This window comes from Leisingera sp. ANG-M6 (genome assembly GCF_000813905.1).
In the GTDB taxonomy this organism is placed as follows: Bacteria; Pseudomonadota; Alphaproteobacteria; order Rhodobacterales; family Rhodobacteraceae; genus Leisingera.
In genome coordinates this window covers 31,406-44,751 of record NZ_JWLG01000013.1, presented here as the reverse complement: position 1 = coordinate 44,751, position 13,346 = coordinate 31,406, and the positions used below count along the sequence as shown (strand labels likewise).

The window sequence follows — 13,346 nt, the reverse complement described above, 5'->3', positions numbered from 1 at the left end:
CCGTTTTCCGGCTCGGGCGGCGTTCTAGGAAAACTCGGAGACTATGTAAGCGGCATTGGCGCCGCTCACAAGCCGTTACTCTGCGGCGGCGGGGGCTGCCACAGTCAGAGTGCCGCCAGCTTTTGCAACAGCGTCAACAGCTGCAGCGGATGCGCCGGTGACTGCGATGGTTGCTTTGGCAGTGATTTCGCCTTTGGCCAGGATGCGGACGCCGTCCAGTTTGCGGCGGACCAGGCCGGAGGCAACCAGCGAATCCTCGGTGATGGAGGCCGCGTCCAGTTTGCCGGCGTCGATGAACTTCTGGATCAGGCCCAGGTTCACAACGGCGTATGCCTTGCGGTTCGGCTTGTTGAAGCCGCGCTTGGGCAGACGCTGGTACAAGGGCATCTGGCCGCCTTCGTAGCCGTTGATCGAGACGCCCGAACGGGATTTCTGGCCTTTGATGCCGCGGCCGCCCATTTTGCCTTTGCCGGAACCCGGGCCACGGGCCACACGGGTGCGTTTCTTGGCGGCGCCTGCATTGTCGCGCAGTTCGTGAAGTTTCATGTCGCTTCTCCTTGCCGGATGTGGCCCCCGAAGCGTGATGGGCCAAACACGGCGTTTCTTGATTGGTGATTCCGTGGCGCAGAACGCCACCGGGTGCCTATAGACGGGTTGGGGGATGGGATCAAGTGGGGAGCCGAAAGCTGTTGACCTTTCGCAGACACAGCGAAAGGATATCCGCTATTTTGGTTGAGGCCGACAATGAGCAATTTAAAGAAATTTCACGAAGCTTGGAGCCACCCTAACTTTTGCCCAAAGACCGTTAAAGAGGGCGACCTAAGGGCTCTCGAAGAAAATTTGGGCATTACACTGCCTACAAGTTATCTCTCCCAATTGCTGGAAGTAGGATTACCTTCACCGACTGCAAAACTTTGGGATTGGCTTAGCGAAAAGGATAACCGGCATTTCAAATGGCTCAATCGGTTTCCACCTTTAGCGCTGCTCCTTCCAGAGCGCGCACCTCACTTGGCCGACTTCCACCATCCAACCGACGCGCAGAAAGCACTGGCGTGGCGTGAAGCTGGCATGCCGAAAAGCCTTCTTCCTATTGCACATGACAGCTCCGGAAACCAAATCTGCTTTGACATGGAGGCTTTGCGCGGCGGGCCCCCTTGGGAGTCTCCAGTTATTTTTTGGGATCATGACTTCTTAAGCACAACAAAGCTCGCAATAAGCTTCGACGCGTTCCTCAAGCTGTACCTGCCCTGAATCCGAATGCACTCGCCGCCCGCCAAGGCCCCTGCCCTGCCGGTTGCGTGTCTTGCCGTCTGTCTCTGTCGTGTCCGTTCCGCTGCTGGCCGTCCGTTAAAGGGTGGCGGCGCCGCCGGGGTGGAGATGGGATGGGATTGCCCCCATGCGAAAACGCGTCTGCGCGCTCCGGGTGCCAGACCGGAGCCCTGTTCCAGGTGCCGGGGGTGTCAGGCCCGGCGGGTGATCATGACCGGGGATGATACTGCCAGAGCGGGGTTAAAACCCCGTAGGCGGTGCGTACGGTGGGTACGCAACGGGCCTGTACACCCCCCGTTTCTGTAGGACACAGAGGGCAGCGACCGGACCTCGGGGCGGGTGCTGAAAGCGCCCTCCCCGTGGGGGAGGTCCGGGCGCTGCCCGGCCTGCCGGCCGGGCGGTGTTTTCAGCTAACGAAGAAAAAACGCCCCCGCCGGGATGGCAGGGGCGCTTTTGGGCCGGGCGTTCGGAGAGGGAGGAGGATCCGTCAGCCGGCCGGGGAGATCACTTGCCGTAGACGTGCTCGCGGGCGGCGCCGGGGATGGCGCAGCGGCTGAGGCCGATGTCGGCCAGGTCGCGGGCCGAGAGCGCGCGCAGGGCGTGGACGGTCTGGCGGTACTCGCGGCGCAGCTGCCAGTTCCGGTAAAGACCGGAGGCAACGCTCAGGAAACGGGTGAAAAGACCGGCGGAGACCGGTGCGGAAAGAGTTGAATAAGCCATTGTTCTTGTTCCTTGCTGCGCTGCCGGAGCGTGCCTCCGGCGCGTCGCTTGATCTGTTCGTCTGAAGTGACAGGGAAATAAGGATGGCCCCGCAAGCCCGCAACGGCTGCTTTGGTCTGGCGGCTATGCGGCGGGCGCATAGCACAAATGCGTGAGATATCTTGAAGTCCCTCAATAGAAAACGCCCCCGCCCGGGAAGGGCAGAGGCGCTTTGGCCCGGGCATGAAGAGGAGGAGGAGAGGAGCGCCCGGGAAAAGGGAATTCTTAGCCGTAGACGTGCTGATGCGCGATGTCGGCGATGTCGCTGCGGCGGACGCCGATGTCGGACAGCTCGTGGTCGGACAGCGCGTCCAGCTCGTTGTAGGTGCGCTGGAATTCGCGGGCTTTGGTCCAGGAGTCCACCAGGCCGTCGACGGTTGCGCGGATGCGGGCGGTCAGGCTGTGGCCGGTGTGTGCAGCGGAGATAACATGTGCCATCGTTCAGGTCCTTCGTGTCTGATGCCGGGCCTATTCCCGGCGGTCCGTGTTTGGTCGTTTGCTGTGACACCGAGATAGGACCGGGGGATGAGTCGAACAACTGACGGATCGGACTGCCCGCTATGCACGCGCTGCAAGGTGCCGCTAAACACCGCATCCTTGCCGATAGAGGCCAGGATCAACAGTCCCCCGCCCGAATCTGCCCGTACCGTCGCATTTCGACCGCCGGTAGGGCACAGTTCCCGCCGAAAGATTGAAGACATCTCCCTCAGCGGCAGCAACCGTCAATCCATCATGCAAGAAATTAGGGATACAGTTCCAGTTCCCCCCAACTGCCTTTGTGACCGGGTTGAAAGACTCCGCGGGATATTTGAAACAGATCCGGTCCGCTTCCTGCCGCACCGAAGCCGGCAGGCTAATCCGGTTGCCCGGATACCAAAGCCAGCTTTGCTCTTCGCTGGCAAAATAGACGATTTGAAACCCGTGCTGCGGATCAAACAGCATCAGTGTCTGATCCGCTGCAGTCTGCGCAACCTTTTGGCGGCCACTGCTTTCAGCAGACATGCATCCTGAGAGCAATGCTGCCGCGCTAATAACTGCCAAGCACCGCGTCAGCACTTCAGGTTCACCTGAGCCCAGGCGTTCCCGGTATGATGCACCTTACGGTCCACAACTGGAATTCGCTCGCGCTTGATATTCAGATGGCTGATGTTTTTACCCAGAACATCGCCGCCGGTGGCTGCGATCACTTTTGCAATCGACGCAGGGTCCGTTACCCGGGTCCCCTTCAGATCGTAGTTACCTACTGTTCGCCCGACGCAGTAGGTACGCTTGGCCACTTCCTTGGCCAGCCTGTGGATCCTGTCAGTTCCCCGGCCGCTGGCAATCTGGACACTTGCCTCTGCTAGCAAGCTGTTCGGAATATCTTCAAGGATTTGGTCGGGAATTCTGTAATCCCTCGAGATCCCTTCAGGCCTTTGCGACACCGGCCGCAGATTCACCTGGAAATAGGCCTCCGGAAGGGAGCGCTGCTGGCTGACCGTTACATGGAACCCGCTGTAAGGTTCGCCTTTCTGGCTGATCTGCATCGATCCGATCTTATGGTAACCCTGCCGCTCAGCTGCTGACGGCCCCGCCCGGAAAGCGGCAATGGTCTGCTCGCGGGACGGTCCTGAAGATCCACAAGCCGAAAGCAGCACCGCAACGGCCGAAACAATTGATATCAAACGCATTTCATCTCCTGGAAAACACTTTCATGAACTTTCCGGCACCAAAATATAAAAACGCCCCGGTGGCAACCACCGGAGCGTTTTTTGTCTAACAACCGAGAGGGGCTTAGCCGCGCTCTTCGATGATCTGAACCAGGTGCGGGATCGAGTTGACCATGCCGCGGACCGAAGGAGTATCCTCCAGCTCACGGGTCTTGTGCATCTTGTTCAGGCCCAGGCCAACCAGGGTTGCGCGCTGTTTGGCGGGGCGGCGGATCGGCGAGCCGATCTGCTTGACGACGATGGTTTTTGCCATGTCTCTCTACTCCTTACGCTTCAGCTTCGGCAGCTGCCGGTGCTTCATCCCGCTTGGGCAGGATGTCGGCGACCTTTTTGCCGCGGCGCTGAGCCACCGAGCGCGGGCTCTGCTCTTTCTGCAGGCCGTTCAGGGTGGCGCGGATCATGTTGTAGGGGTTCTGCGAACCGATCGACTTGGAGACCACGTCCTTGATGCCCAGCATCTCGAACACGGCACGCATCGGGCCGCCCGCGATGATACCGGTACCTTCCGGTGCGGTCCGCATCACAACTTTGCCTGCGCCGTGACGGCCGGACATGTCGTGGTGCAGGGTGCGGCCTTCTTTCAGCGGCACGCGGATCATCTGGCGCTTCGCCTGCTCGGTCGCCTTGCGGATCGCCTCGGGCACTTCTTTCGCCTTGCCCTTGCCAAAGCCGACGCGGCCTTTCTGGTCGCCAACGACAACCAGGGCTGCGAAGCCAAAGCGCTTACCGCCTTTTACGGTTTTCGACACGCGGTTGATCGCGACCAGGCGATCTGCAAATTCCGGTGCCTCTTCACGCTCGCGGCGGGGGCCGCGGCGGTTTTCACGTTCTGCCATCAGGCATTCCTTTCATAGGGCGCTAGGCGCCTGTTCTATCAATCCTTGGTGAACCCGGAACGGGTCCGGGTTCCCGGATCATCGGGGCGGCCCCGAGAGGCCGCCCGCATGGGATTAGATCTTCAGGCCGCCTTCACGCGCAGCGTCGGCCAGAGCCTTCACTTTGCCGTGGAACAGGAAGCCGCCGCGGTCGAAGTAGGCTTCGGTCACGCCAGCCGCTTTTGCGCGCTCGGCGATCGCTGCACCAACTTTGGACGCTGCGTCGATGTTGTTCTTGCCGACAACACCGAGATCTTTTTCCAGGGTCGACGCTGCTGCCAGGGTCACACCGCGCAGGTCGTCGATCAGCTGAACAGAGATGTTCTTGTTCGAACGGTGCACGGACAGACGCGGACGGCCTGCGTTCACTTTGCGAAGCTTGTTCCGGACGCGCAGCCGGCGCTTCAGAAACAGGGTACGTTTGCTGTTTGCCATTTTGCTGGTCCTTACTTCTTCTTGCCTTCCTTGCGGAAGATGAATTCGCCCTTGTAGCGGATGCCTTTGCCCTTGTAGGGCTCCGGACGGCGCCAGTCGCGGATTTTCGCCGCCACTTCGCCCACCTGCTGCTGGTCGATGCCTTCCACAACGATTTCAGTCTGCTTCGGTGCAGTGATGGTGATGCCATCAGGTGCAACGAAGTCGACGTCGTGGCTGTAGCCCAGGTTCAGCTTCAGGGTGTTGCCCTGCATCTGAGCCCGGTAACCCACACCCTGGATCTCCAGTTCTTTCTTGAAGCCCTGGGTCACGCCGGTCACGAGGTTGGCCACCTGAGTGCGGGACATGCCCCACTGCTGACGGGCACGCTTGGACTTGCCGCGCGGCTCGATGGTGACAACGTTGTCGTTCACGGAGAGGGTGACGTCGTCGGTTGCGGTGAAGGTGCGGGCGCCTTTCGGGCCTTTCACTTCGATGGTCTGGCCGGACACAGAGGCGGAAACGCCGCTGGGCAGTTCGACCGGTTTCTTACCAATACGGGACATTGCGAGGCCTCCTTAGAAGACGGTGCAAAGCACTTCGCCGCCAACGTTGGCTGCGCGTGCGTTTGCGTCCGACATCACACCCTTGGGGGTGGAGACAATCGACACGCCCAGGCCCTGACGGACCGACGGGATGTCATTGACGCCCATGTAAACGCGGCGGCCGGGCTTGGAGACCCGCTTGAGCTCGCGAATGACAGGTTCGCCGTCGAAGTACTTGAGGCTGATTTCGATGGCCGGGTGGCCATTTTCACCAGTCATCTTCTCATAACCGCGGATGTAGCCCTCGTCCGCCAGCACGTCCAGCACCCAGGCCCGCAGCTTGGAAGCCGGGGTCATGACGGTGGATTTGCCGCGCATCTGAGAGTTACGGATACGGGTGAGCATATCGCCGATAGGATCGTTCATATCAGTCTCTCCCTTACCAGCTCGATTTCACCAGGCCGGGGATCTGACCAGCAGAACCCAGCTCGCGCAGCGCAATACGGCTGACCTTCAGCTTACGGTAGTAAGCGTGCGGACGGCCGGTGAGCTGGCAACGGTTGTGAAGACGGGTTGCCGACGAGTTGCGCGGCAGTTTCGCCAGTTTCAGACGCGCCTTGAAGCGCTCTTCCATCGGGCGAGATTCGTCGTTTGCGATTTCTTTCAGCTCGGCACGCTTTGCGGCGTATTTTGCCACCAGGCGCTCGCGCTTCTTCTCGCGTTCGATCATGCTTTTCTTAGCCATGGTCTCTATCCTTCCCGCGCTTAGCTGTTGAAGGGCATGTTGAAAGCTTTCAACAGCGCCTTTGCTTCCGCGTCGGTTTTCGCGGTGGTGGCGATCACGATGTCCATGCCCCAGGCTTCGTCGATCTTGTCGAAATCGATTTCCGGGAACACGATGTGCTCTTTCAGGCCCATGGCATAGTTGCCGCGGCCGTCGAAGGAGGTGCCCGAAACACCGCGGAAGTCGCGGATACGGGGCATCGCAATGGTGATCAGACGGTCGAGGAATTCGTACATCCGGTCACCGCGCAGGGTCACCTTGGCGCCCATCGGCATGCCTTCGCGAACGCGGAAGCCGGCGATGGAGTTCTTTGCCACGGTGGTCAGAGCCTTCTGGCCCGCGATTGCGGTCAGGTCGGCCTGGGCGGATTTGGCTTTCTTGCTGTCTTTGACAGCAGCGCGGCCGCAGCCAATGTTCAGAACGATCTTGTCCAGCTTGGGGATCATCATCTCGTTCTTGTAGGAGAACTCTTCCTTCAGGGCGCCACGGATGGTGTCCTTGTAGAGAGTTTTCAGGCGCGGGGTGTAGGTTGCAGCGTCAAGCATCAGACAGTCTCCCCGGTGGTCTTGGCGAAGCGCACCTTCTTGCCGTCTTCCTCGCGGAAGCCGACGCGGGTTGCTTTGCCGTTGCTGTCCAGCAGTGCCAGGTTCGACAGGTCGATCGGCAGTGCCTTGGGCAGACGGCCGCCCTGGCTGTTTTGAGTCTGGCGGGTGTGGCGGATTGCCATGTTCACGCCTTCGACGACGGCTTTGCCGGCTTTCGGGTCAACGGAAGCAATGGTGCCTTCCTTGCCCTTATCGCGGCCTGCCAGCACGACGACCTTGTCGCCTTTACGGAGTTTCGCAGCCATGATTACAGCACCTCCGGAGCCAGCGAGATGATCTTCATGAAGTTCTTCGCGCGCAGTTCACGAACAACCGGGCCAAAGATACGGGTACCGACCGGCTCGTTGTTGTTGTTCAGGATGACAGCTGCGTTCCGGTCAAAACGGATCGCGGTACCGTCTTCGCGGCGGACTTCTTTGGCGGTGCGCACGACAACGGCCTTACGGACGTCGCCTTTTTTCACGCGGCCGCGCGGGATGGCTTCTTTAACCGAGACGACGATGATGTCGCCAACGGAAGCGTATTTACGCTTGGAGCCACCCAGAACCTTGATGCACTGAACTCGGCGGGCGCCGGAGTTGTCAGCAACATCCAGATTTGTTTGCATCTGGATCATGTGGTTTCTCCCGACCTATGGGGCAGCGATGCGTGCTGGTATCCCCCAGGGTTTCGACTGACTGTTAAGTCTAGCCGCCAGGAGTCTCGGATGAGACTCTTAGGCTTCCAGAACTTCCCAGCGTTTCGTTTTCGATTTCGGCGCGCATTCGATGATGCGTACGGAATCGCCGACCTTGAAAGCGTTCTTTTCATCGTGAGCCCGGTATTTCTTGGACTTACGGATGGTTTTCTTCAGAACCGGGTGCGTGAAGCGGCGTTCAACCGAGACGGTGACGGTCTGGGCGTTTGCGTCGCTGGTCACAACGCCTTGCAGGATACGTTTGGGCATTGTGTCGCTCCTTATTCGGCTGCTGCTGCAGCTTTTTCGTTCAGGATGGTCTTGACGCGGGCAGCATTGCGGCGGGCCGCTTTGATGCCGGAGGTCGATTCCAACTGACCGGTTGCCTGCTGAAAGCGCAGGTTGAAGCTCTCTTTTTTCAGGGATGCGAGCATATCGCGGAGTTCATCCACGGTCTTCTCGCGCAGATCATTGGCGTTCATCGCCTTTGTTCCTTGTCCAAAGCACCAGAAGGCCCCGAGGGTCACCTTTTTACCTGGTGGGTTATGTCAACCGCCCGGAACGGGCAGCAAAAAAGAATCACCTGACCCGGATCCAAGACGGATTGGGTTCAAGCGATGGGTCCCTATAGAGGAGACGGGGGTGAGGGGCAAGGGAAAGATTGGCGGGCCGCCGGGGCGGTCAGATAATCTCATCCTCATCAAACATCGCAGCCCCGTCCAGCTGGGCGTTCAGGCTTTCGATGCGGTCTTCAGCCTCTTCCGGCGCGGACACCTTGGCGATGTGGAACAATGCGTCGCCCTCGTTGACGATGGGCATGTTGGCGCGGCCGATGATCAGGCCGGGCTGGCTGGCGGTCAGCTCCACCTCCTCCTCCCCGAAGGGGTCGGCGACGATGCCCAGCACGTCGCCCTCCTCCACCATTTCGCCGGTGGTCTTGTAGGCGCGCAAGAGCCCGCCTGCGGGGGCACGCTCCCAGCTGCTGTCGCTGGCCTTGACCGGCACCGCCTCGGCCAGCGGCACGCCGTCCTCGGGGATCATGCCCAGCGCATGCATCACCCGCAGGATGCCGGCAACGCCGACGCGGGCGGATTGCTCATCGAACCGCAGCCCCTCCCCCGCCTCATAAAGCAGGATATCGACGCCCGCCTTCTGTGCCTCCTTGCGCAAGCTGCCGTCGCGCAGCGAGGAGCGGATCACCACCGGCGCACCGAAGGCATCGGCATAGGCCAGTGTCTCCGGCGACTTGGGCGACACCCGGATCTGCGGCATGTTGGTGCGGTGGATGGCAGCGGAATGCAGGTCGATGCCGAGGTCACAGCGCGCCACCACCTCTGTCATGAACAGATGCGCCAGGCGGCTGGCGAGCGACCCGCCCTCGCTGCCCGGAAAGCAGCGGTTCAGGTCGCGCCGGTCCGGCAGGTAGCGGGAGTGGTTGAGGAAGCCGAAGGTGTTGACGATCGGCACCACGATCAGCGTGCCCTTGAGGCGCGAGAACTGGCGGCTGCGCAGCAGGCGGCGGGCGATTTCCACCCCGATCACCTCATCGCCGTGGATCGCTGCAGAGACAAACAGCGCAGGCCCCTCCTCCGCGCCGTGGATCACATGGGCGGACATGGTGACCGGCGTGTGGTCCGACAGAACGCTGACCGGCATATCCACGGTGCGGCGGGTGCCGGGCGGAATGTGGAAACCACCGATTTCAAAAGGGGAACGCCGCGCCATCTATACCTCCCGCAGGGCTGCTTCGGGAAGCTAGGCGAGTTCCGGGGCTTTTACAATTGCCGCACCCTGTTGAGGATGGTTTCGAACTGCCAGCCGTCCGGGAGCCGGGGGAGCCAGAGGCGGGTCTCTGCCGCATGGATCATCATGGCACCGCGGAACGTCCTGAGACGCTGGATGTCTTTGATGGCGACCTCACTGCAAGCGCCCCGCTTTTCCACCGCCAGCACACGCTGCGTCGTGATCACGTAGGTGGCTGAGCGAAAAGCCCGGTGAACGAACAGCCAGAGCACCAGAGCAACCGGGGCGCAAAGAACGATGATAACAACCTCGGCCAGCGTGGGTGCGATGCGCGCATGGACAGCATGAACAATCTGCTCACCCTCCCGGACCGGGATCGGCGCATGGTCATACATTGGCAATGCCCGATTTGCAGGTGAACCGCGAGGGAGCGTAAATCACTCCCACTTGTAATTGAAGCTCACCGATATCCGTTCGTCCTCGGCCATATTCATCGGCACCTCGTGGCGCAGCCAGCTTTCCCACAAGAGCACGTCGCCCACGTTCGGCTTCATGTAGATGAAGGGCTGCAGCTCGCGCCGGGCCTGTTTGGTGCGGGTGGGCGCCGCCATCATCCGGGCGGAGCGCGGGTCCTCCAGCTTGAGCGCCGAGGCGCCGTCGGGCATCGACACATAGGTGGTGCCGGAGATCACCGAATGCGGGTGCAGGTGGCTGGAGTGGGTGCCGCCTTCGGGCAGGATATTGATCCAGAGATCCTCCAGCTTCAGCTCGCGGCCGTCCAGATCGAACTCCAGATCCCGGACAAAAGCCGCCACATGCTGGTCCAGTGATTTCACCAGGTCGGCAAAGATCGGGAACCGCCAGGGCAGATCGGTGAGCGACGCATAGGAGGTATAGCCGGGATAGCCGTTGTCCTCGCACCAGTCCTGGCCGGCATCATCATCGCCGGCGATGACAAGGCAGGAGTTTTCCAGTTCCTGCGCGTCAACCGATGGTCCGTATTCGGACAGTTGCGCGCGGTAGAGGCGGGTCACGAAGAGCGATTCAATCTGGGCCATGCCAGCGTCTTAGCGCAGCCCGAAGTCCTTGGCGAGATGCATCCTCGCGCTGGCTCGATGCCCCTTTGCAGCCGGTGCCAGCCGGAACAGCTGCCAGAAACGGTCTGAGGCGCCCCCCCCGGCAGCCCCTACCCGTCCACCACGGTCATCGGGCAGCCGCGGTGCGCATTGGGCATCCCCACATGATGCGGGTTCTGCACAAGGTACCAAACCGGCGCATATCCGGGTGCCTGGGTGCGCGAATAGGTGCAGCCGTCCGGGGAGGTCCAGTGCGCAGCCCTGCCGTCACGCGACACGCTTTCCTGCGAGATGAAGCTGTTCACCACCTCCCGCTGCGCAACCGGGTTCCGGTAGTTGGTTGCAGGGCCGTACATATTCGACAGGTCATTCCGGTCGAATTCCATCGCACCACAAGCTGACAGACCCAGACTAAGGGCAGCGGGAGCAATCAAGCGCATTACAAGCATTCCTCTTTCAACATCACATTGGTTGTCCTGGCCGAAAACATAGGCACCACCCGCCCCTTGCGGGAGGACGGCCGAGCCAGCACAACCCTAGGATCACGATGGGAACAAAACCTGTACATTCCGTTAACATCGGGCAATTGCCTTAAATGAGAACAATCCGGCAGGTTTGCCTACCGAGGCTTACCGCAAGTTAACGCCCGATGTGCAAGGATCCTCCGGACCGCACAGCAGAAGGCATTGGCAACATGCACATCATCTACGAAAACAAGTTCCTGCGGGTCGAAGCCCTGAAGCCACAGCCCGCCCCCGCCGGCAGCCGCGTGCTGCTGTCGTTTCCGGGCATTGGCCAAAAGATGGACCTGATTGACGTGCAAACACCGGAGTTTGCCGGCATCGGCCGCGAATTCGGCAATACGGTCTTTTGCTATGACAAGACCCGGTCGTGGGGGAACCGGCTGGATTGGGATGTGCTGACTGCTGCGGTCAGGCAGGCGGCTGAGGGCAGCACGCTGTATTCGATCGGCAACAGCATGGGCGGTTATCTGGCCATCGTAGCGGGCGCATATCTGCCGATCACCCGGTCAGTCTCCTTTGTGCCGCAGCTGACGGTCGACCCGGAGGCCGAGCCACATGACACGCGCTGGCGGATGTACTCGAACTCAATCAAGAGTTTTCCGATGAAGCCCGCCAGCCACTATTTCGCGCCGGAAACCGAATATTTCATCTTCTCCGCCGGCAAGGGAGTGGACGGCAAGCACGCGCAGCTGTTCCCGAAAGCCAGCAACATTCACCACTGGGTCTTCCCTGATGCCGGCCACAGGCTGGCAGCGAACCTCAAGGAACAGGGCGAGCTGCACCGCTGCATTCAAAGCTGCTTCGAAGGGGAAACCGAGGCCGTATTCTCGCAGGAAACACAAAGGCTGAGCCCCGCTGCAGACGCCGGCCTTGAACCGCCTGCCGCGGCTTGCCTGGCCGCTACCGGGCCGCTGAATTCTGCCGCCCCGGCCTGAGCGGCGGCGCTGCGGTGGAATTGCTTTCCACCGCCTAACACAGCGGAGAGGGCGCATAGTCAACAGCCGGTAAAGTTGACAGGCCGGCCCCCCGCGCCCGAATATGGAACCCGGCGGGGGTTCCGGAAATGGTGAGCCAGACACGGCGAGCGGCATTAATTGGCTGGATAAACAGGGCACCGCCCGGTTCTTCCAGCGAAATGCGGCGCGCATACGGGCTGGCCAGAGCCGGATTTCCGATTGGCCTGTTTTCCCACGGATCGTTCATTTTTCTGTTCTGGTATGCAGACCAGCCGGTGATGGCCGTTTTCAACATATTCTCTACCGTGCTCATTGGGTTCGGGTGCTGGGCTGCCCTGACCCTGCGGGACATCAAATGGCCGACCCTGCTGACGTTCCTGTGCGAAATCCCCGCTCATGCAGCATTTTGCACCTACTACATGGGGCTGGCGCCGTTTTTCCTGAGCTACCTATTCATACCCATACTGCTGTTTCCCATGCTGCCTTACGGACAACCGCTCACGCGGCTGCTTTTGAGCGCACTCTGCGCCATGGCCTTTGTTGCAATGGGGGTTTATGGCACCTTGTCAGCCCCGGTGCGGCCGCTCACGCACGGGTGGACCCTGTTCTTTTTTGTCTTCAACACAGCGCCGATCATTCCAATGCTTGGCGTGTTTGCCGCCCTCTACGCAACTGCCGCCACCCGGGCAGAAAGGGAAATGGAAAAGGAATTCCAGCGCGCCGAAAATCTCTTGCTGAACATTCTGCCCGAGCCGATTGCCGCGCGCCTGAAAGACGACCCGCATCTGATTGCCGATGAACACCCAAGCGTATCAGTGCTGTTTGCCGATATCGTGAACTTCACGGAAACCTCCGGCAGGCTGACTCCGCCCGAGATTGTGCAAACCCTGAATGCAGCGTTTTCGCGTTTCGATACACTGGTCGAGAAGCACGGCTGCGAGAAGATCAAGACGATCGGGGACGCCTATATGGTGGTTGCAGGCCTGCCCGAACCGCGCGAAGATCACGCCCAGGCCATGGTGTCACTGGCGCTGGACATGATTGACGCGGCGCAAGAGATAAACGAGTCCGGCCAGTTCCCGTTCAGCATGCGCATCGGCATCAGTTCGGGGCCAGTCGTGGCCGGCGTGATCGGGGAACGGAAGTTCGCCTATGATCTGTGGGGGGACACCGTGAACGTGGCCTCGCGCATGGAGTCGCATGGCCGGCCGGGCATCATCCAAATTACCGAAGCAACCCGGGGCCATCTTGGGGATGAGGTGCAGATCGACCCGCTGGGCGATGTGGAGATCAAGGGCAAGGGCCGGATGCGGACATATACAGTGTCCAGAGGCTTTGCGCCCTGACTGGTAGTGCAGGCGCACAACAAAGGAAAACCCCCGCCGGTGTCCCGGCGGGGGTCAAACGTTCA

General features: G+C 60.7%; 24 protein-coding genes. 3 read left to right on the top strand and 21 right to left on the bottom strand.

Annotated elements, in window-relative coordinates; genetic code table 11:
• Nucleotides 1-75 precede the first annotated feature (75 nt).
• Nucleotides 76-546 (bottom strand): 50S ribosomal protein L15, encoded by a 471-nt coding sequence (gene rplO, locus RA24_RS10105; RefSeq protein ID WP_019298008.1) that lies wholly within the window; start codon nucleotides 544-546, stop codon nucleotides 76-78.
• Nucleotides 547-744: 198 nt separating this feature from the next.
• On the opposite strand from rplO, the gene RA24_RS21970 reads away from it, so the two are divergent.
• Nucleotides 745-1,251, top strand: coding sequence for an SMI1/KNR4 family protein (locus RA24_RS21970; RefSeq protein ID WP_082020347.1), 507 nt, complete (start codon nucleotides 745-747; stop codon nucleotides 1,249-1,251).
• A gap of 522 nt (nucleotides 1,252-1,773) precedes the next feature.
• Here RA24_RS21970 and RA24_RS10095 read toward each other — a convergent pair.
• From RA24_RS10095 to RA24_RS10005, 19 genes are all read right to left on the bottom strand, one after another.
• The gene (locus tag RA24_RS10095; RefSeq protein ID WP_039152139.1) at nucleotides 1,774-1,989 is read right to left on the bottom strand and encodes a DUF1127 domain-containing protein; all 216 of its coding nucleotides are present in this window, start codon (nucleotides 1,987-1,989) and stop codon (nucleotides 1,774-1,776) included.
• A gap of 264 nt (nucleotides 1,990-2,253) precedes the next feature.
• Nucleotides 2,254-2,466 carry a DUF1127 domain-containing protein gene (locus RA24_RS10090; RefSeq protein WP_039191298.1) on the bottom strand — a complete coding sequence of 71 codons (213 nt, stop codon included), beginning with the start codon at nucleotides 2,464-2,466 and terminating at the stop codon, nucleotides 2,254-2,256.
• A gap of 144 nt (nucleotides 2,467-2,610) precedes the next feature.
• Nucleotides 2,611-3,030 (bottom strand): hypothetical protein, encoded by a 420-nt coding sequence (locus RA24_RS10085; RefSeq protein ID WP_019298004.1) that lies wholly within the window; start codon nucleotides 3,028-3,030, stop codon nucleotides 2,611-2,613.
• Nucleotides 3,031-3,077: 47 nt separating this feature from the next.
• A complete protein-coding gene (locus RA24_RS10080) occupies nucleotides 3,078-3,698 on the bottom strand; it encodes a hypothetical protein (RefSeq protein ID WP_152612829.1) in 621 nt (206 codons plus the stop codon).
• A gap of 103 nt (nucleotides 3,699-3,801) precedes the next feature.
• Nucleotides 3,802-3,990, bottom strand: a complete 189-nt coding sequence (gene rpmD, locus RA24_RS10075) for a 50S ribosomal protein L30 (RefSeq protein ID WP_019298002.1) — start codon at nucleotides 3,988-3,990, stop codon at nucleotides 3,802-3,804.
• A 13-nt stretch (nucleotides 3,991-4,003) separates the two neighbouring features.
• Nucleotides 4,004-4,573, bottom strand: coding sequence for a 30S ribosomal protein S5 (gene rpsE / locus RA24_RS10070; protein ID WP_019298001.1), 570 nt, complete (start codon nucleotides 4,571-4,573; stop codon nucleotides 4,004-4,006).
• Nucleotides 4,574-4,687: 114 nt separating this feature from the next.
• Nucleotides 4,688-5,047, bottom strand: a complete 360-nt coding sequence (rplR, locus tag RA24_RS10065; protein ID WP_019298000.1) for a 50S ribosomal protein L18 — start codon at nucleotides 5,045-5,047, stop codon at nucleotides 4,688-4,690.
• A gap of 11 nt (nucleotides 5,048-5,058) precedes the next feature.
• A complete protein-coding gene (rplF, locus tag RA24_RS10060) occupies nucleotides 5,059-5,592 on the bottom strand; it encodes a 50S ribosomal protein L6 (RefSeq protein ID WP_039191295.1) in 534 nt (177 codons plus the stop codon).
• 12 nt (nucleotides 5,593-5,604) lie between these two features.
• Nucleotides 5,605-5,997 carry a 30S ribosomal protein S8 gene (gene rpsH / locus RA24_RS10055; protein ID WP_019297998.1) on the bottom strand — a complete coding sequence of 131 codons (393 nt, stop codon included), beginning with the start codon at nucleotides 5,995-5,997 and terminating at the stop codon, nucleotides 5,605-5,607.
• 13 nt (nucleotides 5,998-6,010) lie between these two features.
• The gene (gene rpsN / locus RA24_RS10050; RefSeq protein WP_019297997.1) at nucleotides 6,011-6,316 is read right to left on the bottom strand and encodes a 30S ribosomal protein S14; all 306 of its coding nucleotides are present in this window, start codon (nucleotides 6,314-6,316) and stop codon (nucleotides 6,011-6,013) included.
• Nucleotides 6,317-6,336: 20 nt separating this feature from the next.
• A complete protein-coding gene (gene rplE / locus RA24_RS10045) occupies nucleotides 6,337-6,900 on the bottom strand; it encodes a 50S ribosomal protein L5 (RefSeq protein WP_039174354.1) in 564 nt (187 codons plus the stop codon).
• Nucleotides 6,900-7,205 carry a 50S ribosomal protein L24 gene (gene rplX / locus RA24_RS10040; protein WP_019297995.1) on the bottom strand — a complete coding sequence of 102 codons (306 nt, stop codon included), beginning with the start codon at nucleotides 7,203-7,205 and terminating at the stop codon, nucleotides 6,900-6,902. Before rplX ends, rplE begins: the two co-directional genes overlap by 1 nt.
• Before the next feature lie 2 nt (nucleotides 7,206-7,207).
• A complete protein-coding gene (rplN, locus tag RA24_RS10035; protein ID WP_005621870.1) occupies nucleotides 7,208-7,576 on the bottom strand; it encodes a 50S ribosomal protein L14 in 369 nt (122 codons plus the stop codon).
• 99 nt (nucleotides 7,577-7,675) lie between these two features.
• Complete coding sequence (gene rpsQ / locus RA24_RS10030; protein WP_005621877.1) at nucleotides 7,676-7,906, bottom strand: 30S ribosomal protein S17; 231 nt, start codon at nucleotides 7,904-7,906, stop codon at nucleotides 7,676-7,678.
• An 11-nt stretch (nucleotides 7,907-7,917) separates the two neighbouring features.
• The gene (gene rpmC / locus RA24_RS10025; protein ID WP_019297994.1) at nucleotides 7,918-8,118 is read right to left on the bottom strand and encodes a 50S ribosomal protein L29; all 201 of its coding nucleotides are present in this window, start codon (nucleotides 8,116-8,118) and stop codon (nucleotides 7,918-7,920) included.
• A gap of 199 nt (nucleotides 8,119-8,317) precedes the next feature.
• Nucleotides 8,318-9,361 carry a succinylglutamate desuccinylase/aspartoacylase family protein gene (locus tag RA24_RS10020; RefSeq protein WP_039191292.1) on the bottom strand — a complete coding sequence of 348 codons (1,044 nt, stop codon included), beginning with the start codon at nucleotides 9,359-9,361 and terminating at the stop codon, nucleotides 8,318-8,320.
• 50 nt (nucleotides 9,362-9,411) lie between these two features.
• Complete coding sequence (locus RA24_RS10015) at nucleotides 9,412-9,774, bottom strand: hypothetical protein (RefSeq protein WP_039191290.1); 363 nt, start codon at nucleotides 9,772-9,774, stop codon at nucleotides 9,412-9,414.
• A gap of 42 nt (nucleotides 9,775-9,816) precedes the next feature.
• The gene (locus RA24_RS10010) at nucleotides 9,817-10,437 is read right to left on the bottom strand and encodes a 2OG-Fe(II) oxygenase family protein (protein ID WP_039191287.1); all 621 of its coding nucleotides are present in this window, start codon (nucleotides 10,435-10,437) and stop codon (nucleotides 9,817-9,819) included.
• A 128-nt stretch (nucleotides 10,438-10,565) separates the two neighbouring features.
• Nucleotides 10,566-10,895, bottom strand: coding sequence for a hypothetical protein (locus RA24_RS10005; protein ID WP_152610599.1), 330 nt, complete (start codon nucleotides 10,893-10,895; stop codon nucleotides 10,566-10,568).
• A gap of 209 nt (nucleotides 10,896-11,104) precedes the next feature.
• Here RA24_RS10005 and RA24_RS10000 point away from each other — a divergent pair, with 209 nt between their 5' ends.
• The gene (locus tag RA24_RS10000; protein ID WP_039191283.1) at nucleotides 11,105-11,914 is read left to right on the top strand and encodes a hypothetical protein; all 810 of its coding nucleotides are present in this window, start codon (nucleotides 11,105-11,107) and stop codon (nucleotides 11,912-11,914) included.
• 34 nt (nucleotides 11,915-11,948) lie between these two features.
• Here RA24_RS10000 and RA24_RS22650 read toward each other — a convergent pair whose 3' ends face one another.
• Nucleotides 11,949-12,248: a hypothetical protein gene (locus RA24_RS22650; protein WP_199275833.1), complete on the bottom strand. Its 300-nt coding sequence runs from the start codon at nucleotides 12,246-12,248 to the stop codon at nucleotides 11,949-11,951.
• Between RA24_RS22650 and RA24_RS21735 the strand changes: the two genes are divergently transcribed.
• Complete coding sequence (locus tag RA24_RS21735; protein ID WP_206540076.1) at nucleotides 12,241-13,281, top strand: adenylate/guanylate cyclase domain-containing protein; 1,041 nt, start codon at nucleotides 12,241-12,243, stop codon at nucleotides 13,279-13,281. The genes RA24_RS22650 and RA24_RS21735 overlap by 8 nt on opposite strands.
• The last annotated feature ends 65 nt before the right edge of the window (nucleotides 13,282-13,346 follow it).